Below are 23,287 nucleotides of genomic sequence, written 5' to 3' on the forward strand. Positions count from 1 at the left end.
AATTGGGGCATCAGGGTTGTGGAAGGAGCATATCTGTCTTGCCCGTCAACCAGTAAGCGGTAAGGCCAACCCATTCACGCATGGCTACGCTAAAGCGTGACAGACCTTCATTGGGCGATTCAAAGTAAAGTGAGAAATTCTGTTTGGCTGGCGTTTTGTAATCTACCGGCCAGGCAACGACATCGAATCCGGCCTTACGGAAGCAGCCGATTGATCGCGGCATATGATAGGCTGAGGTGACAAGCAGCCATGTCTCACCAGGCTTCGGTTGAGCCAGCTCTTTCGAAAACTCGGCATTTTCAACGGTGTTGCGCGACTTATTCTCAAAAATGAAACGATCGCCGGAAAAGCCTAAATCAGCAAGCATCATGCGCGTGCTCTCAGCTTCGGGTACAGCTTCTTCAAAAAAAGCACCATCACCACCGGACACAATCACTTTTGCGTCTGGGTAAAGCTTAGCAAGCCGCATGGTTTCAAAGATGCGATCTGCGGCGCTATTTAACTCAAACCCCGGCCTTCCCGCATTAATATCGCCATTCATATAGCCACCAAGCACCACAATCCCATCCACATGGGACGGCAGTTCTGCCTGCTTCGGAAAGCGATCCTCCAGCGGCACGAGAAGCAAGCTTCCAAGTGTTGTATATGCACTGAAAAACAGAACAATCGCGGCGCTTATCGTCGCCGCAAGACCGAGCTTTCGGAAGCCGGTCCATACCAATATGAGTGCGAGCAGCAGAAATACAAAGATGATCGTCAGCGGCTGGAAAAACAGCCAGAAAAGTTTCGAAACACTGAAAAACAAACTGATCTCCAACAAACGCTGCTGATTTCAAACGGGTCGGACGAATCCGGTTCTTCGACATACTATAGCCATTGAATGGCTTGTGATAAGAATCTTCGCGACTCTCACTGTCAAAGCCCGGGACGCATTATGCAGAGCAATGCCGAAATCAAACTGACGTCATCAAGCCGCCCACGTCTCGAACGTATCGATATAGCGCGCGGTTTGGCGCTGGTTGCGATGGCGATTTATCATTTCGGCTGGGATCTCGAGTTTTTCGGCTACATGGCAGCGGGAACTACCGGACACGGCGGCTGGAAGCTCTTTGCACGCTGCATTGCGTCAAGCTTCCTGTTTCTGGTCGGTTTCAGTCTGGTTCTGGCGCATGGCCGCGCTATTCGCTGGAACGCAGTCAGAAAACGCTTTCTACAGATAGCCGCTGCCGCTGCTGCGATTTCCGCCGTCACCTATTACATGTCGCCGGATAACTTCATCTTCTTTGGCATTCTGCACCAGATCGCACTGGCGAGCTTGCTCGGGCTCTTATTCCTGCGCGTCCCGCCAGTGATAACGCTGATCGTGGCAGCATTCGTCATCACCGCGCCGCTATATGTACAGGCCGATTTTTTCAATCAGATGTGGCTTGCATGGGTTGGGCTTTCAACAATCCCGCCACGTTCAAACGACTATGTGCCGCTTTTTCCGTGGTTTGGTGCGGTGCTCATTGGCATTGCAACAGCCCGCATCTTTGAGCGGTTCAACTGGCTATCAACACTCGCAGGCGGCATTCAACCGCATCTGCTGCAAAAGCCATTAACCTTCATTGGTCGCCACAGCCTCGCATTCTATCTGATCCACCAACCTGTGCTGATCGCGCTCGTTTATTGCTTTGCGCAAATCTCGCCGCCCGACCAGCGCCCCGTCTTTACACAATCCTGCGTCGCATCATGCCTGCCAAGTGGCAGCGAAGCGCTGTGCAATGCATTCTGCGGCTGCGTGGTCAGTGAGCTTGATAAAGCGAAACTTTTTGATGATGTCTTTAGCGGCAAGGCTGATCAAAACAACAACAGTACGGTTCAGCAAATCGCGCAGATGTGCTCACCCGTACCGGATAATCAATAAAAATCAGGTAGAAACGCCGAGTTCTGCAAGACGTTCGATGCAAGCTTCTTCCACCTGATCAAGCTCGGTGAGCGTCTCGTCAATATCCCGGCGCTTCTGACGAAGATCGGCACGCTTTTCTTCCACGCGCTTCATCAAGAGCTTGAGCTGCCCGGTCTCACCGGGCGGCTCACGATACATCTGCACGATCTCATGGATTTCGGCGATTGAGAAACCAAGGCGCTTGCCACGCATGATTTGCTTGAGAAGATGCCTGTCAGAAGGCCTGAACAAGCGTGTGCGACCACGCCTTACAGGCGCAATCAAACCCTCATCCTCGTAGAAACGCAAAGTCCGGGTAGAAATCCCGAATTCCCGTGTCAGCTCTGTGATCGTATAATATTCGCGCACAACTATATCCCGGCCTTGCAGTATGCAGGCGATTGTTGTGCAGCCGGACTTACGTAAAAGTCAATATTAAACCGTCACAATTAGTCATAATGATTATAAGTTGCAGGTACATTTGGTGATGCACTTGCCATTATCATGCCGCTCATGCGTTATAAAATGATAACAGTATCAATAATTGACAGCGATTCATGCGGCGCTCCATTAAATTTACGATCATCGGACTGGTCATTATTGCACTTGGCGGTGCTGCACCTTTTGCGATTGAGCCCATTGTCAAAAAGATCGGCGAAGGATCAATCCGCCAACTCGCAAAAGACGGTAATTTCTGCACAACAGATAATTGCGAAGAAGGCATGACCTATGCGATTGGCTTTTTAGAAACCAATTACGGCCTCTCTCCAGACAATGTGAAATGGTGCATGGGCGTCGATGTTATCGCAAATTATGAATTGCCATTTGGCAATGCACTCAAAAAGTCGATAACCGACCAGATGTATTCTCGGTGTGGCGATCCGGCTCAGGATGAACCTGTCGGCAATTATACGGCAGAATAAAAGGCCATACCGAATGACACGACTTTTTCGCCTTGCCGCATGGCTGGTACTGGCTCTCATCCTTATCGTGACCATCAGCCCGATTCAGTTTCGTCCCATAACGGGTGAACCCGCCGATCTTGAACGCTTTGCAGCCTTCTTCCTCGTGGGCTTTCTATTCGCACTTGCTTATCCCCGCCATTGGATCGCTGTGCTGCTGCTCACGATCGGATGCGCCGGCATGTTTGAACTGCTGCAACGGCTGGCACCCGGACGGCATGGCGAGTTTGCCGATTTTGTCTTCAAAGCGGTCGGCGCAATGGCTGGCGTATGCATCGGGCGCGGCCTCAGCTTACTTCCCATCTTTACAGAAAAATCGAAATAAAAACTTTTCCTCCAACGGAACCAAAAGGTTGCATGATCGTTTTATGTTCATCAATTCCAATGGAGGTTTGAAATGGCCGATAACAAGACAGCTAATGACGTTCAGCAGGCTTTGGAACAGCAGGTTGCTGATTTGCGCGGTGAGCTGAAGCGCCTGTCTAAGTCTTTGGCTTCCCGCTCGAACGATTTGCGCGATAGTGCAGAAGATGCATTCGATGATGCTTCGGGTCGTTTTCGTCATGCAGCACAGGTTGTTCGCGAACGCGGACAGGCCGTCGCCGAAACGGTAAAAGAAAATCCCGGCACAGCGACCACGCTGTTTGGCACGGCTGGTCTTATCGGCATTGCAATTGGCGTGGCAATTGGCTGCGTATTGTCCGACCGCCGCTAAACACTATTCGTTTTACGCAAAAGCCCGCGCCCTCCCAGCGCGGGCTTTTTCTATGGGGTTTACCAGCCATGCCAAGACTGCTACTCGGAGCCATTGGCAATCTGCCACCGGTCGCAGCCTACCCGGTTAAAACAAGGACAAGCGCTTTATCTTTAAGCGTTAAGACTGCACCGTGGCTTTAAGTAAAGGCACGTAAATGTCTGAAAAGACGATATATTCTGATCTTAAGCAGCTCGGTTCAAACACCGCTGCCCCGCAGTCTCCTGAAGAAGCAATTCTCGAACGAGTTGCAAACCCGCAAGCAGGAACGCCTTACTGCGTTCGCTTCACCGCACCGGAGTTCACTTCACTTTGCCCTATGACCGGACAGCCGGATTTCGCGCATCTGATGATTGATTATGTGCCGGGCAAGTGGCTGGTTGAAAGCAAGTCACTCAAGCTGTTCCTGTTTTCATTCCGCAATCATGGCGCATTCCATGAGGACTGCACCGTCACTATCGCTAAGCGGCTTGTTGAACTGCTAGAGCCAGAATGGTTGCGCATTGGCGGCTATTGGTATCCGCGCGGCGGCATTCCGATTGATGTATTCTACCAGACTGGCGAAACACCGAAAAATGTCTGGATTCCTGAACAGTCTGTACCCAATTATCGCGGTCGCGGCTAATCGCAAAAACCTGTATCTATTGCCGCACAAATCACATTGCCTATATCCGAACCAGACACCCAACAGGAAACCCAGATGAATAAAGTTGTCCTACTTATGTCGCTGGCAGTTCTTTCGGGCTGCGGAGCAGGCAAAGCGGCGATGGATGCAGGCAAAGGCTTTGACCGATTTGGCTGCATGTCCCGCAATATGAAGGGCGAAACGCCGTGCCCTTCGCCAGACAATCCGAACCAGACCCCATAAACAAAGCGAGCCGCCATGACCATTCAACCAAAAGACGTCCTTGATTTCTGGTTTTCAGCAAAAATGCGCGAAAACTGGTTCACCAAGAGCGATGAAATCGATGCGGAAATTCGCGAAAAGTTTCTGGCAGCCTATGAAGATGCGCGTGCCGACAAATTTGAAGACTGGAAGCAACAGCCAGAAACCGCACTCGCGCTGACGATTCTGTTTGACCAGTTTCCGCGCAACATGTTCCGCGGTTCGCCACGCTCATTTGAAAGCGATGGCCTTGCTCGTGATGTGGCGACACGGGCGCTGGACCACGATTTTGATCGCAATCTTTCTGCTGATGAGCGCCAGTTCTTCTATCTGCCTTTCATGCACAGCGAAGATCTGAGCGATCAGAAGCGCTGCCTCGATCTTTATGAAAAGCTCGGCAACGAGTTTTCACTGGGTTTTGCCCGCCAGCACCACGATATTGTTGAGCGTTTTGGTCGTTTCCCGCACCGCAACAAGGTTCTGAGCCGCGAAACAACAGCGGAAGAAGCCGAATTTCTCAAAGAGCATTCCGGATTTTAATTTTTAAAGAAGTTTATATGGCAGGATTCCACGGCGGTCGTGATCGACCGCCAGCCTGCTTTTCAGCGGTGGCACGGCACGCTGAACACATTCCGCCCGCTCGCAAATTCGGCAGGAAACGCCAATCGGATCGAATGCCGAGCGTGTGGCAATGTCCAACCCATCCGCATAGACAAAATCCTGCGCATGCGTGACTTCACAGCCCAGAGCAATGGCATAGCGGCGCTGCGGCGCGTGAAAGCCGCCCTCACTCTTGGTCAGTTCGGTTGCAACGCAGAGATAACGCGCCCCATCCGGTGTCTCGGCAAGCTGGCGGATAATCCGCCCCGGCGTCTCAAACGCCTGATGCACATTCCACAACGGACAAGCAGCACCATAACGCGCAAATTGCAGCTTGGCGGCACTGTGCCGCTTAGTGATATTCCCGGCACGATCAATACGTGCAAAAAATACCGGCACACCGCGCTGACCAGAGCGTTGCAATGTACTCAGACGATGCGCGACCTGCTCCAGACTGGCTCCAAAGCGCGATGCCAGCAATTCCAGATCATGCCGCAGCTCTTTGGCAGCCGACAGAAACGTCTGATAGGGCAAGACCAGCGCACCAGCGAAATAATTGCGTAGGCCGATTTTGCAAATCTCGACTGCCTCGGCTGAGCGAAAATCAGCACGTTTTGCTATTGCGGTGACAAGCTCTTCCATTTCCAATTCGGCAATCTGAAACGCAATCTGGAAATTGCGCGTCGAGGCTGGCGAATAGGGATTGAGATAAAGCACCCGGGCAACGGGATCGAATCGCCGCAAAATGGCTTCATCGGGATCAGCGCGTGCTACACGGACACGATAACGCTCTTCCATATATTGCGGCAGTGCCACGCCGATGTCGCGAAATGGAATCCTCAACTCGTCTGCAAGTTTTTCTGCAGCGATATCAAGCTCGTGCACGTAATTATCGATAAAATGGAAAAAATCGCGCACCTCTTCATAAGGCGCAGGTTCTGCCACTGACGACGGCGCACGACCAAGCTGGTGATCAAGGCTCGCGAGCTGCTCACTGTTACGTCGATAAGCCTGATGACAGGCAATCAGCGCATGAGCCAGCCCAGGCGCATTCTGCGTGATCAGCTTTAATTCCTGCAAATTCGGCTTGTAATTATCGAACACCGGATCGGCCAACGCTTCCGATACAGCCGATAACAACCGATCATCATCGCCCAGCGAAATGGCACCAATATCAATCTGATAATTTTCTGCCAGTGCCAGCAGCACAGCGGCAGATACAGGCCGCTGATTGTTTTCAATTTGATTGAGATAACTCGTTGAAATACCTAAGCGTTCAGCAAAACCAGACTGGGTTGCCTTGTGCTGCTCGCGTATGTCGCGGATCTTCCTGCCAACATAGAGTTTTTTGGGTGCCATAACAGGGTGCCATATTTGCAAATTTGCATTTCGCTATTTGCAAATTTATAAATTACACAATCGCACCTTTTCAAGCTTTCAGAATGCGGCATACTGGCTCTAAGCATTGAGACAATAATTCCGTAATTTCTTAGCTTTCCAAGGTCATAGCGAATGCAGGAACTTCTCGAACAGCTTGAAGCCCGTCGTGCCGAAGCCCGTCTTGGCGGCGGACAGAAGCGCATCGATGCGCAACACGGCAAAGGCAAGCTCACCGCCCGCGAAAGATTAGACGTGCTTCTCGACGAAGGATCGTTCGAAGAGTTTGATATGTATGTCACCCACCGCTGTACTGACTTCGGCATGGAAAAGCAGAAGATCGCGGGCGATGGCGTGGTGACAGGTTGGGGCACCATCAATGGCCGTCAGGTCTATGTGTTCAGTCAGGACTTTACCGTTCTTGGTGGCTCGCTTTCTGAAACGCACGCACAGAAAATCTGCAAGATCATGGATATGGCCTTGCAGAATGGCGCTCCAGTCATTGGGCTGAATGATTCTGGCGGCGCACGCATTCAGGAAGGCGTGGCGTCCCTTGCAGGCTATGCCGATGTTTTCAAACGCAACGCCGATGCATCGGGCGTCATTCCGCAGATTTCTGTTATCATGGGCCCATGTGCGGGTGGCGCGGTCTATTCACCAGCTATGACCGATTTCATCTTCATGGTGCGCGACAGTTCCTACATGTTCGTAACTGGCCCTGATGTGGTGAAAACCGTCACCAACGAAATCGTCACGGCAGAAGAATTAGGCGGCGCATCGACCCATACAAAAAAATCATCCGTTGCAGATGGCGCTTACGAAAACGATATCGAAACGCTTGAACAGGTTCGCATGCTTTTCGACTTTCTGCCGCTGAACAATCGCGAGAAAGCGCCGACCCGTCCGTTCCATGATGACCCGGCTCGCCTTGAAATGCGCCTTGATACGCTGATCCCAGACAGCGCCAACAAACCTTACGACATGAAAGAACTGATTCTCGCTCTGGCGGATGAAGGCGACTTCTTTGAAATTCAGGAAGCTTTTGCCAAAAACATCATCACCGGCTTCATCCGCATGGAAGGGCAGACGATCGGTGTCGTCGCCAATCAGCCGATGGTGCTCGCAGGTTGTCTCGATATTGATTCATCGCGCAAGGCCGCACGCTTTGTTCGCTTCTGCGACGCATTCAGCATTCCGATCCTGACACTGGTTGATGTTCCGGGCTTTCTACCGGGTACCGCACAGGAATATGGCGGCGTGATCAAACACGGTGCCAAGCTGCTCTTCGCCTATTCACAAGCCACCGTCCCGATGGTGACGCTCATCACACGCAAAGCTTATGGCGGCGCTTATGACGTGATGGCATCAAAACATATCGGCGCGGATATGAATTATGCGTGGCCGACAGCGGAAATCGCAGTGATGGGAGCCAAGGGAGCCACCGAAATCCTGTACCGCTCGGAGCTAGGCGACGCGGAAAAAATCGCCGCCCGTACCAAAGAATATGAAGAGCGCTTCGCCAATCCATTCGTTGCTGCCGAACGCGGCTTCATTGATGAAGTAATCATGCCGCATTCTTCCCGCCGCCGTATCGCCCGTGCGTTCTCTGCGCTTCGTAACAAAAGCCAGAACACGCCATGGAAGAAACACGACACCATTCCGCTGTAAGATTGCTACGGGTACGATAGAGATGATCAAAAAAATCCTCATTGCCAATCGCGGCGAAATCGCATGCCGGGTTATCAAAACGGCGAAGAAAATGGGCATTGCGACGGTCGCAGTCTATTCGGACGCAGACCGCAATGCGCTGCATGTCAAAATGGCCGACGAGGCAATCCATATCGGACCAGCGCCCTCAAACCAGTCTTATATCGTCATCGACAAAATTCTCGCGGCAATCAAAGCGACTGGCGCAGATGCGGTGCATCCGGGCTATGGCTTTTTATCAGAGAACCCACGCTTTGCCGAAGCGCTGAAAGCTGCCAATGTGACCTTCATCGGCCCGCCAGTGAACGCTATTGAAGCAATGGGCGACAAGATCACTTCCAAAAAATTGGCAAGCGAAGCCGGTGTCTCTACTGTTCCCGGCCATATGGGGTTGATTGAAGACGCGGAAGAAGCCGTGCAAATCGCGCGCAAGGTCGGCTATCCAGTAATGATCAAAGCTTCCGCAGGCGGCGGCGGCAAAGGCATGCGTATTGCATGGAATGATGACGAAGCCCGCGAAGGCTTCCAGCTTTCACGCAACGAGGCGAAATCCTCCTTCGGCGATGACCGTATATTCATCGAAAAATTCGTCACCCAGCCGCGCCATATCGAAATTCAGGTTCTGGGCGATCAGCACGGCAATGTCATTTATCTTGGCGAGCGCGAATGCTCCATTCAGCGCCGCAACCAGAAAGTGATTGAAGAAGCGCCCTCGCCGTTTCTGGATGAAGCAACCCGCAAGGCGATGGGCGAACAGGCGGTCGCACTCAGCAAAGCGGTTGGCTATTTCTCCGCAGGCACCGTCGAATTCATCGTCGATGGAGATCGCAACTTCTATTTCCTGGAAATGAACACACGGTTGCAGGTCGAGCATCCAGTGACCGAACTCATAACTGGCATTGATCTGGTCGAGGAAATGATCCGCGTCGCGTCTGGCGAAAAGCTGCGACTTAGCCAAGCCGACGTGAAACTCAACGGCTGGGCTATTGAAAGCCGCCTTTATGCCGAAGACCCTTATCGCAATTTCCTGCCTTCCATTGGCAGACTGACTCGCTATCGCCCACCCGTCGAGGGACGTAATGCAAACGGCACTGTCATTCGTAATGACACCGGCGTCTTTGAGGGCGGTGAAATTTCCATGTATTATGATCCCATGATTGCAAAACTATGCAGTTGGGGACCGGATCGCACCAGCGCAATTATTGCCATGAGCGGCGCACTTGATGCATTTGAAGTCGAAGGCATCGGCCACAATCTGCCTTTTCTTTCAGCCGTTATGGAGCATCCACGTTTTCGTGCTGGCGCACTGACAACGGCTTTCATCGCAGAAGAATATCCAGATGGATTTGCGGGCGTTTCCGTTTCGGAAGATGATGCGCATGTACTCGCCACCGTCGCCGCCCAAATCAACATGGTTGTCGAACAACGCAACGCGCAAATTTCTGGTCGTATTTCGTCACAAGCACAGTCCGTTGCGACTGAATGGGTAGTGACGCTTGGCGGCCACTGCCTGCCGATCAAAATCTCAGAAGGCGAAGGCGGCACCGTCATCAGCTTTCCCGATGGTAAAAGCCTGCCTGTTGCCAGCGACTGGCATCCCGGCAAACAGCTTGCCTCTTTCACCGTTGACGGCAAGGCAATAGCCATGAAGGTTTTGCGTTCAGGGACGGGCTGGCGACTGCGCTGGCGCGGGATCGATACAATCGCCCATATCCGCAAACCACGTGTGGCGGAACTTGCAAAGCTTATGCCGGTAAAACTGCCGCCGGACACATCAAAAATGCTGCTCTGTCCGATGCCCGGCGTGATTACATCTGTTCTCGTCAAAGATGGTGATACGGTCGAAGCCGGTCAGCCACTGGCAACCGTAGAAGCCATGAAAATGGAAAACGTACTGCGCGCCGAACGCCGTTCAACGGTTAAGCGCATCGCTGCGGAAGAAGGTGCAAGCCTTGCCGTTGATGAGCTTATCATGGAATTTGTGTGAGGACCGATATGAGCGAGCGCCCCACAAAACAGGATTGGTCGAAACTGGCCGAAAAGGAACTGAAGCGCCCTGCAGATAGCCTTGTCTGGCACACACCGGAAGGCATTGACGTAAAGCCGCTTTACACGGCTGATGATTTGACTCCAATCGAGCATCTCGACACCCTGCCCGGCTTTGAACCGTTTCTGCGTGGCCCGCGTGCCACCATGTATGCAGGACGTCCGTGGACCATCCGCCAATATGCGGGCTTTTCGACTGCCGAAGCATCGAACAACTTCTACCGCAAGGCACTCGCAGCTGGCCAGCAGGGCGTATCGGTTGCTTTTGATCTTGCGACGCATCGCGGCTATGACAGCGATCATCCGCGCGTTGAAGGCGATGTGGGTAAGGCAGGTGTGGCGATTGATTCAGTTGAGGACATGAAAATCCTCTTTGATGGCATCCCGCTTGAAAAGATTTCCGTCTCCATGACGATGAACGGCGCTGTCATCCCGATCCTCGCCAATTTTATCGTCGCGGGTGAAGAACAGGGCGTTTCGCGCGATCTGCTGTCCGGCACCATTCAGAACGATATTCTGAAAGAGTTCATGGTCCGCAACACCTATATCTATCCGCCGGAACCGAGCATGCGGATCATTGCGGACATCATTGCATATACCGCAACGGAAATGCCGAAATTCAATTCGATTTCCATCTCCGGCTATCACATGCAGGAAGCCGGTGCCACGCTGGTACAGGAACTGGCCTTCACGCTGGCCGATGGGCGCGAATATGTGCGAGCGGCGCTCAACAAAGGCCTGAATGTCGATGAGTTTGCAGGGCGTTTGTCGTTCTTCTTCGCCATTGGCATGAACTTTTTCATGGAAATCGCCAAGCTGCGCGCAGCCCGCCTGCTCTGGTCGCGCATCATGAAGGAATTTGACCCGAAAAAGCCGGGATCGCTGATGCTACGCACGCACTGCCAGACATCGGGCGTGTCATTGCAGGAGCAAGACCCTTACAACAACATCGTGCGCACAGCTTTTGAGGCTATGTCGGCAGCGCTGGGCGGCACGCAATCGCTGCATACCAATTCTTTTGACGAAGCCATTGCTTTGCCGACAGAATTTTCTGCGCGCATTGCCCGCAACACACAGCTTATTCTGCAAAATGAAACCGGCGTTACTAAAGTCGTCGATCCACTTGCAGGTTCCTACTACATTGAAAGTCTGACCAACGAGCTGGCCGAAAAAGCTTGGGCGCTGATTGAAGAAGTGGAAGGCTTAGGCGGCATGACCAAGGCCGTTGAAAGCGGCTTGCCAAAGCGCCTGATCGAAGAAGCAGCCACCCGAAGGCAGGCCGCAGTCGATAAGGGCGAAGAAGTGATTGTCGGCGTCAACAAGTTTCGTCTCGAACAGGAAGACAATATCGACATTCTCGAAATCGATAACACCGCCGTGCGCAAATCGCAGATCGCGCGGCTCAACCGCATCAAAGAAACCCGCAACAAAGCTAAAGTCGAAGCAGCACTTTCAGAACTTGAAAAGGTCGCGAAGACTGGTGAAGGCAATATTCTCGCAGCAGCTGTCGAGGCCTCGCGCGCACGCGCAACAGTTGGTGAAATTTCAGATGCGATGCGCAAAGCATTTGGTGATCATGCTGCGGTGCCCAAGGTTGTCAAAGACGTCTATGGTGCGGCTTACGAGAATGAACCGGAATATTTGACGCTTGTGGAGCGACTTGAAGAATTTTCCAAGCACACAGGCGACAAGCCTCGTCTGATGGTGGCAAAGCTCGGTCAGGATGGGCATGACCGCGGCGCAAAGATTATTGCCTCCGCCTTTGGCGATATTGGCTTTGAGGTGCTGGCTGGCCCGTTATTCCAAACGCCCGATGAAGCAGCTGACATGGCAATCAAGGCAAAGGTGCATGTGCTGGGCGTGTCATCGCTGGCAGCCGGGCACAAGACACTGCTTCCGCAGCTTGTCGAAACACTTCGCAAAAAAGGCGCCGAAAATATCATCGTCGTTTGTGGCGGTGTGGTTCCGCGTCAAGACTACCAGTATTTGTTTGACCATGGTGTCTCGGCAGTCTTCGGTCCCGGAACAAACGTGCTTGATTGCGCGCGCGCAGTGCTTGATCTCATGGAAGGCAAGCGTCGTAATCTCTGAATAATATCAGCAAGATATAACGCATAAGAGACTCTTTTTATGAGCAACTTAACAAGCCGGACTAACAGTCCGGCTTCATCATTTGGAGACCAGTCAGTTCTTGGGTCCCGCAAAACCGGCAATGGCCGAACTTGTCACAGAGACAGGATCGCTTGCCGGAAAACTATCTTCCAAGCCCTCATCCAGCTGACGCTCAAGTTCTGAACGATCCCCAGCCCGGCGCGCACTTGGAAGCGTGATCTGGTTTGCTGGCTCAATGCCGCATTCAAGACATGCCACGCCGAGCGCCTCACCCAGCTTTAGCGCGGCTTTGCGTATCACTGCATCGCGAGGAAGCTCTGCTCCGGTCTCATTCTCGACTTTAACCGAAATGCGCTCTTCGCCCTCGGTTACAAACTCGACCAGATAGGTTGCAAATCCACCAAGGGAACTCACACGAGTTTCAACGATATCCATGATTTCACCTCCGCATTTATCTGTAATGAAAACGGAGCATCGCGTGGATTGTTCCCTCAAAAACTGCGGCGCTCACCTTTCCCTGCAACTTCTGATGCCTATATCAAAAATGCACCTGCATTTATTACAACCAGAAAGGACATCTCATGGCCATCACACGAAAGGAAGAAGCCCGCGCGTTGAATGCAGAAGAACGCGAACTGGTAGAAAAATCCCACCACCCAATTCTTCAGGAAGTTCCCGACTCTGAGCTCTCGCAGCTTGCAAAGCTTTTGCGCGACCGCCGCAGCAAAGCCCGCGATCAGGCCCATCAGCGCCGCCGCGAAATGCGAGGAAAAGGAACTGCACGAGGCGCATCTGCATCAAAAGCTGACGAAGGCTCGCATCTGAAAGTTTCTGTTCTAGCCATGGCTATGCGCCGCATCAATGCAGAAGTTGATCGCCGCCGCAGCATGTCGTCAAGCAACGATCTTATCGCTAATGCGAAAAAGGCTTTGGCAACGAAGAAAGCCAGCGAAAAGAGCGAAACGACTTTCAACACGCGGCACGCGCGTCATGGAATGCGCAATATTCCCAATGAAAAAGCCGATAGCCTCATTCGCCCCATGGAGCGCGGTCGTTTGAAAAAAGCCGCCAGCGTAGCGCAAGCAAAACGCGATTCCCGACAGGAAGCAGCAAGCTAATCAACTTTCACAATCACCCGAAAATGCGTTTCATTTTCGGGTGATTTATTTTTAAAAACAATAATTTATAATATTTTATTAGATAATAGCTTTATGATTTTATTCTGAAAACTGCAATCCAAAGCCCTGCATCAAACGACGAATGGCATAATCCGGCTTATTCGATGTGAACACTGCCAGATCATCGTGATGATGCAGCGCCTCATCAATCTCGCGTGGCGACAAAAGTGAAACCGTGCGTCTTGCAATCGCTTCGGCAGGGTCGAGCCAATCAACCGGCCATGGTGCCAGCCGGCGAAAAACATTGACGAGAAACGGATAATGCGTGCAGGCAAGCACGATAATATCCGTGCGCTTACCGTCCATTTCGACAAAACACGGCGTGATCTGGTCAACGACCAGCGCCTCATCAATCTTCTCGCCGCGAATATGTGCTTCTGCAACACCTGCAAGCCGGTCAGCTCCAACAAGCCGCACATGACATTGTGAGCCAAATGACTGGATCAGATCACGCGTGTAAGCACGCTTGACAGTCCCCGGTGTTGCCAGAACAGAAACAAGCCCCGACGACGTGCGCTCGGCAGCAGGCTTTATTGCCGGAACTGTTCCGACAAACGGCACTAATGGATAAGCGCGGCGCAAATCATCCAACACCAGCGTTGAGGCCGTGTTGCACGCGATCACCGCAATTTCAGGATTATGCTCGGCGATAAACTTACCGAACAGTTCGACAATGCGCGCGCGTAACGCTTCTTCTTCCCAATCCCCGTAGGGAAACCCGGCATCATCAGCGATATAAACAAATCGCCGATCCGGCATCATCACCCGCAACTCGCGCAAAACCGTCAGACCGCCGATACCGCTGTCAAAGACCAAAATCGGTCTTTCCATCACGGTAAAAGACTTGCTGAAATGCTCTGCTGCGGGTGCTGGTTTCATTCAGCCTTGTCCTCTGTTGCGGGCTTACGTGCACGACTTTCCGGTGCGCCAGAACCACGCGGCTTTTTTGGTGTAAACACATCAAGCGAGGTGATCACGCCGCGCAGAAGCTTCAGTTCTGCCGATGCAAAACCTGCGCGCGTCAACACCGAACGCAGATTATTGACCATGATTTCTTTCTTGGCTTCGGGGCGGAAATAACCCCGAATATCAAGCGCTTCTTCCAGATGATTGAAAAGACTCTGCAATTCGAGCTTGGGTGCTGCTTCCATTTCCGGTCCACGGAAAACCGTATCAGTCTCGGTTGCAAGACCCGATTTCATCCACTCATAAGACATGAGCAAAACGGCTTGGGCGATATTGAGCGATGCAAAGGCTGGATTAACCGGGAACGTCACCAGTTCATCCGCAAGGCCAACTTCCTCATTGCTAAGACCAAAACGCTCGCGCCCGAACATGATGCCGGTCTTTTCGCCTGCCGTGAAACGACGACGCAATTCGCCATTCGCTTCCACAGGGCTGCGCACCTGTTTAAAACCATCGCGCTCGCGTGCTGTAGTGGCATAGACGAAATTCAGATCTGCGAGCGCCGATGGGAGATCATCGTAAACCACTGCATTATCGATGATGTGATCGGCTTTACTGGCTGCCGCACGTGCTTTCTCGCTTGGAAACTCTTCACGCGGCTGCACGAGACGCAATTCGGCAAGACCAAAATTTGCCATGGCGCGCGCCACCATGCCGATATTCTCCGGCAATTGGGGATTAACCAGAATGATCGCCGGGCCTTCGGTGATCAACGGGCGCTGTTTGTCTGTTCCTGCCATGATAATTTCCGCTTATGCTTTAGGATCGTGGCGTTTCCCTGACATGTTTGAAAGAAAATCGCAAAGATTCCCCTTACAAACATCGTCAAAAATCGCGTGTAGTAGCGGAATAACACCAGTCTCCCGGCCTTCCATGCCAGACTACTGCTACCTACATCATATCTGACAGGGAGGAAAATCATGTCCGGCAAAAAGATTCTCATGATCTGTGGTGATTTCTGCGAAGATTACGAAACCATGGTTCCGTTTCAAACGCTTCTGGCCGTTGGACATAAAGTCCATGCCGTATGCCCCGGCAAAAAGGCTGGCGACGCGATTGCGACTGCTATTCACGACTTCGAAGGCCACCAGACCTACACTGAAAAGCCCGGTCATAATTTCACTCTCAATGCGACATTTGCAGATGTGAAAGCCGAGAGCTACGACGCGCTGGTCATTCCCGGCGGACGCGGACCGGAATATCTGCGCCTCGATGACAAAGTCATCGCCATTGTTGAGCATTTCTTTGAAGCAAATAAGCCTGTTGCAGCCGTATGCCATGGGGCGCAACTACTCGCCGCCGCTCGTGTACTCGAAGGCCGCACCTGCTCCGCTTATCCGGCCTGCCGTCCCGAGGTTGAACTTGCAGGCGGAACCTATGCCGATATCCCAGTCGATCAGGCCGTAACAGACGGAAACCTCGTGACAGCTCCCGCATGGCCTGCGCATCCTGCATGGCTTTCGCAGTTCCTCGCAGTTCTCGGAACAAAAATCACGCATAGCTGAGCAAACGCTGAAACCACGCCTTTCATCATGCAAGGCATTTCGCTAAAAATGCCAAATCAGAACCTTTCCGGCAAAACTGTCGGAGAGGTTTTCTTGAAGTATGATGGAAGCCTTGATGAAAACCACCAAATTCCTCGCTCTCTCTTTTGCTGCATGCATCAGCGCAATTTTTGCTAACGCATCAGATATGGCCCAAGCGCAGGAAGCCGCTGGCGCAGAAGTGGCGGCCATTTCAGAGCAATATCCGGCACCCTCGCCCGATACTTTCGGCAAAGCTCAGTTCGTGCTGTCCGGCAACCCAATCGTTCCTCCGCGCGACTACAGCAAAGGAACCGGGCTCCCTTCCAAAGACGACTACCAGTCTAATGAAAGCGGAAGAATCTATGATGTTGTTTTTGTCGGCGTTCAAGCAGACCAGATGCAATTTGAAGTCAGAGGCTACTCAATTGATAGCCTGGAATTTCCAGCAAGTGGTCAGACGATAGAATTCCCCGCTGATCAACGGCAGGTCACAATCCGCGACCTCACCTTCAACATTGATGAAGCGACAGCTGGAAGCATCACTTATACGGTTCAACCGTTGAAGTAAGTTGCAGGCAGCTAAAATCTGCGCGACACTGCCGGAAGAGATTTTTGGGAGGAAGTCATGTGCAGATTGTTCATCGGGGCAGAACCGCAGCTTTGGCAAAGCGTCACGCGTTCACTGCGCATTGATGGCGTCGTGACCAGTGTACGGCTGGAGAACTTTTTCTGGTCAGCACTGGAAGATATTGCCGGGCGTGATGACATGAGTGTCAGCCGTCTGCTGGGCAAACTCTATGAGGAATCGCGCGCAGAAGGCCACGACCTCGACAATTTCGCATCATTTCTGCGTGTGTGTTGCGGGCGCTATCTCGCACTTCAGGTCAATGGACTTATTCCGACCGACAGAACAACCGCAATATCCACACTTGATACGGAAGAAATATTGCGGCGCGAAAAGGAAACCTATCGCGATCCGCATTCCAGCTGGCAAAAATCTGCACACCACGCGGCATGAAAAATCGCCTATAGGCCAAAGAATAAGCCTCTGACACTTTGCCTCAGCGCTTACCGATGCTATACGGGCGCGACGCATTCAATGAGAGGCATTATCAATGGCAAAAATCAAGGTTGCAAACCCGGTCGTTGAACTTGACGGCGATGAGATGACCCGCATCATCTGGCAGTTCATCAAGGACAAGCTGATCCATCCTTACCTCGACATCGATCTGAAATATTACGATCTGTCGGTCGAGTACCGCGATGAAACCAACGATCAGGTTACCATTGATGCTGCAAACGCCATCAAGGAACACGGCGTTGGCGTAAAATGCGCAACCATCACGCCAGACGAAGCACGCGTTGAAGAATTCAAGCTCAAGAAGATGTGGAAGTCGCCAAACGGCACAATCCGCAACATCCTCGGCGGCGTTATTTTCCGCGAACCAATCATCTGCAAGAACGTTCCTCGCCTGGTTCCAGGCTGGACACAGCCAATCATCGTTGGCCGTCATGCTTTCGGTGATCAGTACCGCGCGACTGATTTCAAATTCCCGGGCAAAGGTACACTGTCGATTAAGTTCGTAGGTGAAGACGGCGAAACCATCGAGCATGAAGTCTATCAGGCTCCTGCTGCTGGCGTGGCCATGGCCATGTATAACCTCGACGAATCAATCCGTGAATTTGCGCGCGCGTCGCTGAACTACGGTTTGCAGCGCAAGTATCCGGTTTATCTCTCGACCAAGAACACAATTCTTAAGGCTTATGACGGTCGCTTCAAAGACATCTTCGAAGAAGTCTATCAGGCTGAATTCGCAGACAAGTTCAAAGAAGCAAAGATCTGGTACGAACATCGCCTGATCGACGACATGGTTGCATCGGCTCTCAAGTGGTCGGGCGGTTATGTTTGGGCTTGTAAGAACTACGACGGCGACGTGCAGTCGGACATCGTGGCACAGGGCTTCGGCTCGCTCGGCCTGATGACCTCAGTTCTGATGACGCCAGATGGCAAGACTGTTGAAGCAGAAGCTGCACACGGCACCGTGACCCGTCACTATCGCCAGCATCAGAAGGGCGAGGAAACCTCGACCAACTCAATCGCTTCGATCTTCGCATGGACCCGTGGCCTTGCACATCGTGCAAAGCTCGACAACAACGAAGAACTGAAGCGATTTGCTGACACGCTGGAAAAGGTCTGCGTGGACACAGTTGAAAGCGGCTACATGACCAAGGATCTGGCGCTGCTTATCGGTCCAGATCAGCCATGGCTCTCGACAACTGGTTTCCTCGACAAGATCGACGAAAATCTTCAGAAGGCAATGGCTGTGTAAGCCAACCTGAATAAACAAAGAAAACGGCGGGAATTTCCCGTCGTTTTTTATTTGCGCGCCACTATTTATCCCTCGCAAGCACAATTAGTCCTCGATAGTCTGTTGTTACAGAAACAGGGAGGATTGATATGTCGACAATTCGGGCTTTGACGCCACAAGACCGCGCTGCATGGGAGCCGTTATGGAAAGCCTATCAGGTCTTTTATGAAGTCGATATTCCATCCGATACCACCGACATAACATGGCAACGATTCCACGATAGCGCGGAACCCATGCACGCTCTTGGTGCATTCGATGACGATGGAAGCCTTGTTGGCATCGTGCATGCGATCTTTCACCGCTCGTGCTGGCTGCCGAAATGGACCTGCTATTTGCAGGACCTCTATGTTGAAAACAGCCAGCGCGGAAAAGGTACAGGCGCCGCTCTGATCGAAGCGGTCGCCGATCTCGCTCGCGCAGAAGGTGCAGGACGTCTCTACTGGCTCACGCATGAAAGCAACGCCACTGCACGGCGTCTATACGACAACATCGCGCAAGCGTCCGGCTTCATTCAATATCGTAAGGCGCTTTAAGGAAGTGAAGTTCCCACTTCTTGATATGTAGAGAAGGACTAATATCAGAGCTGAAAAGCTTTTGTAAAAGCTTGAGCGCCATTGGGTGAGAAGGCAATAACACGACCTTCTTCCCGTCGCGCCCAACCTTTGTCGATAAAGCTTTTCAATAGGGCAGCACCAAGCGCACCGCCTAAGTGATTGCGTCTCTCGCTCCAGTCAAGACAATGACGGCAGAGCGGTCTCTTGCCTTTCTGCAGCGCATCGACATCAATGCCAAGGCACGAGAAGAATGTTTTTCCCTCATGGGTCAATGCTGGCTCACTGGTCTCGTCAATCAAACCAAGCCTGTGAGAGGCGTCCAGCATTTCCACGCCGCGCTCGCCCGCGAGATGATCATAACAAATGCGCGCCTTACGCAGAGCATTGTCTTTCGGACCAGTGCGAACACGAACAGCACCTGTACGTTGCGCAAGCCCCATCAGCCCTTCCAGAACCTGCGCTACATCAGCCCCTGACAGCCTGAAATACCGATGTCTGCCCTGCTTCTCAGCCACCAGCAAATTGGCTGCATCAAGTTTTGAGAGATGTCCGCTGGCGGTCTGGATCGTCACGCCTGCCGCGGCAGCGAGTTCGCTTACCGTCAAAGCGCGCCCATCCATAAGCGCGGTTAACATGTTGGCGCGCGCCGGATCGCCCAATAAGGCTGCAACAGATGCTATGATTGGTCCATCTTTCATACTTCGATGCTAACCGAAGCATGGATAACATTCAATAAGCTAAAACCATCTCCAGAAACTTCAACAATCAGGAGATATGAATGATTACCTGCTTCATCCGCTATCAAATCGATCCATTCAAAGCCGATGCTTTCGCCGAATATGCATGCAACTGGGGACAAGCAAGCCCACGTTGCGGCGCAAACCTCATTGGCTATTTCGGTCCGCATGAAGGCTCAACCACGACCGCCTATGGCGTCTACTCTGTCGAAAATCTCGCCGCCTATGAACAGTTTCGTGCACGTCTGGCCGCTGACCCAATCGGTCGGGCAAATTATGAGTTTGCGAAGCGCGAACAGTTTATCCGCTCAGAAGAGCGCATATTTCTTAAGCTGCAATCAGCTCCACATGCGGAGTTTATCAAACCATGATCGCTGTCATATTTGAAGTTTGGCCTGCGGATGATGAGCGGCGCGACCAATATCTCGATATAGCCGCAAGCCTTCGTGCCGATCTGGTTCAAATCGATGGTTTTATATCCATTGAGCGTTTTCAAAGTCTGGTTGAGCCAGAAAAGCTGCTGTCTCTCTCCTTTTGGCGCGATGAAGAGGCGGTAAAGCAGTGGCGTAATCTGCCAACTCATCGGATAGCGCAGACGAAGGGGCGTGGCGGCGTTTTTGAAAACTACCGCCTGCGTGTTGCGAATGTGGCACGCGATTATGGGCTAGATCAACGCGAAGAAGCACCTGACGATAGTCGCAAGATGCATGCTGCATGAAAAAGGCCGGGAAAATCCCGGCCTTTTTCATTTCTATATGCAACTTATCAGACGATCAGCGCTTTTACAGCCGCTATGGCGTCATTCGCCTTAGTGCCATCTGGACCGCCTGCCTGTGCCATATCAGGACGACCGCCGCCGCCAGCGCCACCAAGAGCGCCCGATGCCGCACGTACCAGATCAACCGCACTAAACCGACCAACCAGATCTTCGGTCACAGCAGCAACTGCACTCGCCTTGCCATCTTCGCTAACACCAACGAAGAGAACAACGCCGGAGCCAACCTGCTTTTTGCCTTCGTCAGCAAGCGGTTTGAGATCGCGCGGTGAAACACCAGTCACAACCTTGCCGAGGAAATTGACACCGTTGACTGTTTCAACAGCGCTGCCACCATCCGATGAACCACCACTTAGCGCGAGCTGTCGACGTGCTTCGGTCAGTTCGCGTTCGAGCCTCTTGCGCTCGTCAACCAGAGCATTCACGCGATCTAGAGCTTCCGATGGCGAGGTTTTCAACACACCGGCGATTGCCTTAACGCGCTCGTCCTGTTCTTCGAGGTAAAGGCGAGCTGCCTCACCAGTCAACGCTTCCATACGACGAACACCGGCAGCAACACCACTGTCCGCGAGAATACGAACGAGACCGATATCGCCAGTCTGGCGAACATGCGTACCGCCGCAAAGCTCAACCGAATAAGGCTTGCCAGCCTTTTCACCATGCTTGGCCGTGCCCATCGAAACAACACGCACTTCATCGCCGTATTTTTCGCCAAAAAGTGCCATCGCACCTTCAGCAATCGCATCATCCACAGCCATCAGGCGCGTGGTAACCTGCGCGTTCTGCAAGATGATCTCATTGGCGAGATTTTCAACAGCCGTCAGTTCTTCAGCCGAAATCGGCTTAGGATGCGAGAAGTCGAAACGCAGACGATCAGGAGCAACGAGCGAACCCTTTTGGGCTACATGCGAGCCGAGTGTTTCACGCAGCGCTTCATGCAGAAGATGGGTGGCCGAGTGGTTAGAGCGAATGCGCGTACGACGCTCACCATCGACCTTCAGCTCAACCGCATCGCCGACCTTAGCCGAACCCTTGGTAACTTCGCCGATATGGACGAAAAGGCCTTCACCTTTTTTGAGCGTTTCGCGAACAGTAATGACAAAGCCTTCGCCGGAGATCGTACCCGTATCGCCCTGCTGACCACCGGATTCGCCATAGAATGGCGTCTGGTTGACAACCACGGATACGGTTTCACCTTCCGCAGCTGAAGAAACTTCGGCACCATCGCGCACGAGAGCAGAAATAACGCCTTCTGCACTTTCGGTTTCATAGCCGAGGAACTCGGTCGCGCCGACTTTATCCTTGATACCAAACCAGATAGTTTCGGTTGCGGCTTCGCCCGAACCGGTCCAGTTGGCACGAGCTTCGGCCTTCTGGCGCTGCATAGCCGTGTTGAAGCCATCAGTATCGACCGTGACACCGCGCTGGCGCAGAGCATCCTGCGTCAGATCAAGCGGGAAACCATAGGTGTCATAAAGCTTGAACGCGGTTTCGCCATCAAGGCGATCACCTTCAACGAGATTTTCCGAAGCATCAGAAAGAAGACCGAGACCGCGTTCCAGGGTTTTACGGAAACGAGTTTCTTCAAGCTTCAGCGTTTCGGAAATCAATGCTTCCGCACGGATAAGTTCAGGATAAGCCTGACCCATTTCACGCAGCAAAGCTGGCAACAAACGCCACATCAATGGCTGGCTCGCGCCTAGCAACTGCGCATGACGCATGGCGCGGCGCATAATGCGGCGCAGCACATAACCGCGACCTTCATTCGATGGCAAAACGCCATCAGCAATCAGGAAGCTTGATGCACGCAGGTGATCGGCAATCACGCGATGGCTAGCGCGGAAATCGCCTTCAGCCTTAACGCCCGTTGCTTCTTCCGAAGCACGGATCAGTGCCTTAAACAGATCGATGTCGTAATTGTCATGCACGCCCTGTAGCACAGCTGCAACGCGTTCAAGGCCCATGCCGGTATCAATTGACGGACGCGGCAGATCAATGCGCTGCTCCGGAGAGAGCTGCTCGAACTGCATGAAAACGAGGTTCCAGATTTCGATGAAACGGTCGCCGTCTTCATCAGCCGATCCGGGAGGTCCACCCCAGATATGATCGCCATGATCATAGAAGATTTCCGAGCACGGACCACAAGGACCAGTATCACCCATCGCCCAGAAATTATCATTCGTGGCAATGCGGATGATACGATCATCAGAAAGACCGGCAATCTTCTTCCAGAAATTCGCGGCGTCATCGTCGGTATGGTAAACCGTGACCAGCAGCTTGTCCTTATTCAGGCCAAACTCCTTGGTAATCAGGTTCCAAGCATGCGTGATTGCTTCTTCCTTGAAGTAGTCTCCAAAGGAAAAGTTACCAAGCATCTCAAAGAAGGTATGGTGACGCGCGGTATAGCCCACATTGTCAAGATCGTTATGCTTGCCGCCAGCACGCACGCATTTCTGCGACGTGGTTGCACGGCTGTAAGGGCGCTGCTCAAGACCAGTAAAAACATTCTTGAACTGCACCATGCCCGCATTGGTGAACATCAGCGTCGGATCGTTACGCGGAACGAGCGGACTCGATGAAACGACTTCATGTCCGTTCTTACGGAAATAGTCGAGGAATGTGGACCTTATCTCGTTGACGCCAGCCATAATTCACCCTTGGACATTTTCTGCCCTGCATGAGATGCGCAATCGAACACGCATCAATTTTATAATCTCCACCCGCAGGAACGCGTCAACTTACGGCATATTCTGCCGCCACGCTTCGACTGCCCTATAATGGAAAGCCCGTGAGGTGGAATTTCGGTTGTCC

26 protein-coding genes are annotated in these 23,287 nt (G+C 52.4%); 18 read left to right on the forward strand and 8 right to left on the reverse strand.

The features are described 5' to 3' along the window. Positions 1 to 10: 10 nt before the first annotated feature. Positions 11 to 805: a YdcF family protein gene (locus tag ACOZHT_RS12235; RefSeq protein ID WP_339508858.1), complete on the reverse strand. Its 795-nt coding sequence runs from the start codon at positions 803 to 805 to the stop codon at positions 11 to 13. A 129-nt stretch (positions 806 to 934) separates the two neighbouring features. Here ACOZHT_RS12235 and ACOZHT_RS12240 point away from each other — a divergent pair, with 129 nt between their 5' ends. Further along, entirely contained in the window at positions 935 to 1,906 is a 972-nt protein-coding gene (locus tag ACOZHT_RS12240) for a DUF1624 domain-containing protein (protein ID WP_339508859.1), read from the forward strand. Between the two features lie 3 nt (positions 1,907 to 1,909). Here ACOZHT_RS12240 and ACOZHT_RS12245 read toward each other — a convergent pair whose 3' ends face one another. Continuing rightward, positions 1,910 to 2,296 (reverse strand): MerR family transcriptional regulator, encoded by a 387-nt coding sequence (locus tag ACOZHT_RS12245; protein WP_094507367.1) that lies wholly within the window; start codon positions 2,294 to 2,296, stop codon positions 1,910 to 1,912. A gap of 188 nt (positions 2,297 to 2,484) precedes the next feature. Between ACOZHT_RS12245 and ACOZHT_RS12250 the strand changes: the two genes are divergently transcribed. From ACOZHT_RS12250 to ACOZHT_RS12275, 6 genes are all read left to right on the forward strand, one after another. Further along, positions 2,485 to 2,850: a hypothetical protein gene (locus ACOZHT_RS12250; RefSeq protein WP_339508860.1), complete on the forward strand. Its 366-nt coding sequence runs from the start codon at positions 2,485 to 2,487 to the stop codon at positions 2,848 to 2,850. Between the two features lie 13 nt (positions 2,851 to 2,863). Then, positions 2,864 to 3,214 carry a VanZ family protein gene (locus tag ACOZHT_RS12255; protein ID WP_339508861.1) on the forward strand — a complete coding sequence of 117 codons (351 nt, stop codon included), beginning with the start codon at positions 2,864 to 2,866 and terminating at the stop codon, positions 3,212 to 3,214. Positions 3,215 to 3,286: 72 nt separating this feature from the next. Further along, a complete protein-coding gene (locus tag ACOZHT_RS12260) occupies positions 3,287 to 3,604 on the forward strand; it encodes a DUF883 family protein (protein ID WP_250040939.1) in 318 nt (105 codons plus the stop codon). A 196-nt stretch (positions 3,605 to 3,800) separates the two neighbouring features. Then, positions 3,801 to 4,268, forward strand: coding sequence for a preQ(1) synthase (gene queF / locus ACOZHT_RS12265; RefSeq protein ID WP_339508862.1), 468 nt, complete (start codon positions 3,801 to 3,803; stop codon positions 4,266 to 4,268). A gap of 75 nt (positions 4,269 to 4,343) precedes the next feature. Next, complete coding sequence (locus ACOZHT_RS12270) at positions 4,344 to 4,511, forward strand: hypothetical protein (protein ID WP_339508863.1); 168 nt, start codon at positions 4,344 to 4,346, stop codon at positions 4,509 to 4,511. Positions 4,512 to 4,526: 15 nt separating this feature from the next. Continuing rightward, positions 4,527 to 5,069, forward strand: a complete 543-nt coding sequence (locus ACOZHT_RS12275) for a DUF924 family protein (RefSeq protein ID WP_339508864.1) — start codon at positions 4,527 to 4,529, stop codon at positions 5,067 to 5,069. Positions 5,070 to 5,072: 3 nt separating this feature from the next. Here the strand turns inward: ACOZHT_RS12275 and ACOZHT_RS12280 are convergent, their stop codons facing one another. Further along, positions 5,073 to 6,488, reverse strand: a complete 1,416-nt coding sequence (locus tag ACOZHT_RS12280) for a helix-turn-helix domain-containing protein (protein WP_421565797.1) — start codon at positions 6,486 to 6,488, stop codon at positions 5,073 to 5,075. A gap of 153 nt (positions 6,489 to 6,641) precedes the next feature. Between ACOZHT_RS12280 and ACOZHT_RS12285 the strand changes: the two genes are divergently transcribed. Genes ACOZHT_RS12285 through scpA form a run of 3 tightly spaced genes read left to right on the forward strand, consistent with a single transcriptional unit; the run spans position 6,642 to position 12,350 of the window. Then, positions 6,642 to 8,174 carry an acyl-CoA carboxylase subunit beta gene (locus ACOZHT_RS12285; RefSeq protein WP_339508866.1) on the forward strand — a complete coding sequence of 511 codons (1,533 nt, stop codon included), beginning with the start codon at positions 6,642 to 6,644 and terminating at the stop codon, positions 8,172 to 8,174. A 22-nt stretch (positions 8,175 to 8,196) separates the two neighbouring features. Beyond that, complete coding sequence (locus tag ACOZHT_RS12290) at positions 8,197 to 10,200, forward strand: acetyl/propionyl/methylcrotonyl-CoA carboxylase subunit alpha (RefSeq protein ID WP_339508867.1); 2,004 nt, start codon at positions 8,197 to 8,199, stop codon at positions 10,198 to 10,200. A gap of 8 nt (positions 10,201 to 10,208) precedes the next feature. After that, complete coding sequence (gene scpA, locus ACOZHT_RS12295) at positions 10,209 to 12,350, forward strand: methylmalonyl-CoA mutase (protein WP_339508868.1); 2,142 nt, start codon at positions 10,209 to 10,211, stop codon at positions 12,348 to 12,350. Positions 12,351 to 12,443: 93 nt separating this feature from the next. Here scpA and ACOZHT_RS12300 read toward each other — a convergent pair whose 3' ends face one another. Continuing rightward, complete coding sequence (locus tag ACOZHT_RS12300) at positions 12,444 to 12,806, reverse strand: hypothetical protein (protein WP_421565798.1); 363 nt, start codon at positions 12,804 to 12,806, stop codon at positions 12,444 to 12,446. A 146-nt stretch (positions 12,807 to 12,952) separates the two neighbouring features. Between ACOZHT_RS12300 and ACOZHT_RS12305 the strand changes: the two genes are divergently transcribed. Further along, the gene (locus ACOZHT_RS12305) at positions 12,953 to 13,489 is read left to right on the forward strand and encodes a hypothetical protein (RefSeq protein ID WP_339508870.1); all 537 of its coding nucleotides are present in this window, start codon (positions 12,953 to 12,955) and stop codon (positions 13,487 to 13,489) included. A 99-nt stretch (positions 13,490 to 13,588) separates the two neighbouring features. Here ACOZHT_RS12305 and murI read toward each other — a convergent pair whose 3' ends face one another. Both murI and ACOZHT_RS12315 read right to left on the reverse strand, forming a co-directional pair. After that, positions 13,589 to 14,428, reverse strand: coding sequence for a glutamate racemase (murI, locus tag ACOZHT_RS12310; protein ID WP_421565799.1), 840 nt, complete (start codon positions 14,426 to 14,428; stop codon positions 13,589 to 13,591). Further along, a complete protein-coding gene (locus tag ACOZHT_RS12315; protein ID WP_339508872.1) occupies positions 14,425 to 15,255 on the reverse strand; it encodes an RNA methyltransferase in 831 nt (276 codons plus the stop codon). Before ACOZHT_RS12315 ends, murI begins: the two co-directional genes overlap by 4 nt. Positions 15,256 to 15,435: 180 nt before the next feature. Between ACOZHT_RS12315 and ACOZHT_RS12320 the strand changes: the two genes are divergently transcribed. The 5 genes from ACOZHT_RS12320 (at position 15,436) to ACOZHT_RS12340 (ending at position 18,943) form a co-directional block, all read left to right on the forward strand. After that, the gene (locus tag ACOZHT_RS12320) at positions 15,436 to 16,020 is read left to right on the forward strand and encodes a DJ-1/PfpI family protein (protein WP_339508873.1); all 585 of its coding nucleotides are present in this window, start codon (positions 15,436 to 15,438) and stop codon (positions 16,018 to 16,020) included. Positions 16,021 to 16,135: 115 nt separating this feature from the next. After that, positions 16,136 to 16,609 (forward strand): hypothetical protein, encoded by a 474-nt coding sequence (locus ACOZHT_RS12325; RefSeq protein ID WP_339508874.1) that lies wholly within the window; start codon positions 16,136 to 16,138, stop codon positions 16,607 to 16,609. Positions 16,610 to 16,666: 57 nt separating this feature from the next. After that, positions 16,667 to 17,059: a ribbon-helix-helix domain-containing protein gene (locus tag ACOZHT_RS12330; RefSeq protein WP_339508875.1), complete on the forward strand. Its 393-nt coding sequence runs from the start codon at positions 16,667 to 16,669 to the stop codon at positions 17,057 to 17,059. Positions 17,060 to 17,156: 97 nt separating this feature from the next. Then, entirely contained in the window at positions 17,157 to 18,371 is a 1,215-nt protein-coding gene (locus ACOZHT_RS12335) for an NADP-dependent isocitrate dehydrogenase (RefSeq protein ID WP_339508876.1), read from the forward strand. 128 nt (positions 18,372 to 18,499) lie between these two features. Beyond that, positions 18,500 to 18,943: a GNAT family N-acetyltransferase gene (locus ACOZHT_RS12340; RefSeq protein ID WP_339508877.1), complete on the forward strand. Its 444-nt coding sequence runs from the start codon at positions 18,500 to 18,502 to the stop codon at positions 18,941 to 18,943. Between the two features lie 44 nt (positions 18,944 to 18,987). Here the strand turns inward: ACOZHT_RS12340 and ACOZHT_RS12345 are convergent, their stop codons facing one another. Continuing rightward, positions 18,988 to 19,662, reverse strand: a complete 675-nt coding sequence (locus tag ACOZHT_RS12345; RefSeq protein ID WP_339508878.1) for a helix-turn-helix transcriptional regulator — start codon at positions 19,660 to 19,662, stop codon at positions 18,988 to 18,990. An 80-nt stretch (positions 19,663 to 19,742) separates the two neighbouring features. Here ACOZHT_RS12345 and ACOZHT_RS12350 point away from each other — a divergent pair, with 80 nt between their 5' ends. Next, positions 19,743 to 20,072 (forward strand): NIPSNAP family protein, encoded by a 330-nt coding sequence (locus ACOZHT_RS12350; protein WP_339508879.1) that lies wholly within the window; start codon positions 19,743 to 19,745, stop codon positions 20,070 to 20,072. Further along, positions 20,069 to 20,419 carry an antibiotic biosynthesis monooxygenase gene (locus ACOZHT_RS12355; RefSeq protein WP_339508880.1) on the forward strand — a complete coding sequence of 117 codons (351 nt, stop codon included), beginning with the start codon at positions 20,069 to 20,071 and terminating at the stop codon, positions 20,417 to 20,419. Before ACOZHT_RS12350 ends, ACOZHT_RS12355 begins: the two co-directional genes overlap by 4 nt. Before the next feature lie 47 nt (positions 20,420 to 20,466). Here the strand turns inward: ACOZHT_RS12355 and alaS are convergent, their stop codons facing one another. Beyond that, positions 20,467 to 23,124, reverse strand: a complete 2,658-nt coding sequence (gene alaS / locus ACOZHT_RS12360) for an alanine--tRNA ligase (RefSeq protein WP_339508881.1) — start codon at positions 23,122 to 23,124, stop codon at positions 20,467 to 20,469. Positions 23,125 to 23,287 lie beyond the last annotated feature (163 nt).

Origin of the sequence: Ochrobactrum sp. EDr1-4 (genome assembly GCF_049199085.1) — a bacterium.
GTDB lineage: Bacteria > Pseudomonadota > Alphaproteobacteria > Rhizobiales > Rhizobiaceae > Brucella.

Bases quoted from the DNA above. Each gene is read 5' to 3' on its own strand.
- ACOZHT_RS12320 (WP_339508873.1), top strand. From the start codon at position 15,436: ATGTCCGGCAAAAAGATTCTCATGATCTGTGGTGATTTCTGCGAAGAT.
- ACOZHT_RS12260 (WP_250040939.1), top strand. From the start codon at position 3,287: ATGGCCGATAACAAGACAGCTAATGACGTTCAGCAGGCTTTGGAACAG.
- ACOZHT_RS12250 (WP_339508860.1), top strand. From the start codon at position 2,485: ATGCGGCGCTCCATTAAATTTACGATCATCGGACTGGTCATTATTGCA.
- ACOZHT_RS12335 (WP_339508876.1), top strand. From the start codon at position 17,157: ATGGCAAAAATCAAGGTTGCAAACCCGGTCGTTGAACTTGACGGCGAT.
- ACOZHT_RS12285 (WP_339508866.1), top strand. From the start codon at position 6,642: ATGCAGGAACTTCTCGAACAGCTTGAAGCCCGTCGTGCCGAAGCCCGT.
- scpA (WP_339508868.1), top strand. From the start codon at position 10,209: ATGAGCGAGCGCCCCACAAAACAGGATTGGTCGAAACTGGCCGAAAAG.
- alaS (WP_339508881.1), bottom strand. From the start codon at position 23,124: ATGGCTGGCGTCAACGAGATAAGGTCCACATTCCTCGACTATTTCCGT.
- ACOZHT_RS12325 (WP_339508874.1), top strand. From the start codon at position 16,136: ATGAAAACCACCAAATTCCTCGCTCTCTCTTTTGCTGCATGCATCAGC.
- murI (WP_421565799.1), bottom strand. From the start codon at position 14,428: ATGAAACCAGCACCCGCAGCAGAGCATTTCAGCAAGTCTTTTACCGTG.
- ACOZHT_RS12315 (WP_339508872.1), bottom strand. From the start codon at position 15,255: ATGGCAGGAACAGACAAACAGCGCCCGTTGATCACCGAAGGCCCGGCG.
- ACOZHT_RS12290 (WP_339508867.1), top strand. From the start codon at position 8,197: ATGATCAAAAAAATCCTCATTGCCAATCGCGGCGAAATCGCATGCCGG.
- ACOZHT_RS12240 (WP_339508859.1), top strand. From the start codon at position 935: ATGCAGAGCAATGCCGAAATCAAACTGACGTCATCAAGCCGCCCACGT.
- ACOZHT_RS12270 (WP_339508863.1), top strand. From the start codon at position 4,344: ATGAATAAAGTTGTCCTACTTATGTCGCTGGCAGTTCTTTCGGGCTGC.
- ACOZHT_RS12340 (WP_339508877.1), top strand. From the start codon at position 18,500: ATGTCGACAATTCGGGCTTTGACGCCACAAGACCGCGCTGCATGGGAG.
- ACOZHT_RS12305 (WP_339508870.1), top strand. From the start codon at position 12,953: ATGGCCATCACACGAAAGGAAGAAGCCCGCGCGTTGAATGCAGAAGAA.
- ACOZHT_RS12300 (WP_421565798.1), bottom strand. From the start codon at position 12,806: ATGGATATCGTTGAAACTCGTGTGAGTTCCCTTGGTGGATTTGCAACC.
- ACOZHT_RS12350 (WP_339508879.1), top strand. From the start codon at position 19,743: ATGATTACCTGCTTCATCCGCTATCAAATCGATCCATTCAAAGCCGAT.
- ACOZHT_RS12280 (WP_421565797.1), bottom strand. From the start codon at position 6,488: ATGGCACCCAAAAAACTCTATGTTGGCAGGAAGATCCGCGACATACGC.
- queF (WP_339508862.1), top strand. From the start codon at position 3,801: ATGTCTGAAAAGACGATATATTCTGATCTTAAGCAGCTCGGTTCAAAC.
- ACOZHT_RS12255 (WP_339508861.1), top strand. From the start codon at position 2,864: ATGACACGACTTTTTCGCCTTGCCGCATGGCTGGTACTGGCTCTCATC.
- ACOZHT_RS12355 (WP_339508880.1), top strand. From the start codon at position 20,069: ATGATCGCTGTCATATTTGAAGTTTGGCCTGCGGATGATGAGCGGCGC.
- ACOZHT_RS12275 (WP_339508864.1), top strand. From the start codon at position 4,527: ATGACCATTCAACCAAAAGACGTCCTTGATTTCTGGTTTTCAGCAAAA.
- ACOZHT_RS12330 (WP_339508875.1), top strand. From the start codon at position 16,667: ATGTGCAGATTGTTCATCGGGGCAGAACCGCAGCTTTGGCAAAGCGTC.
- ACOZHT_RS12345 (WP_339508878.1), bottom strand. From the start codon at position 19,662: ATGAAAGATGGACCAATCATAGCATCTGTTGCAGCCTTATTGGGCGAT.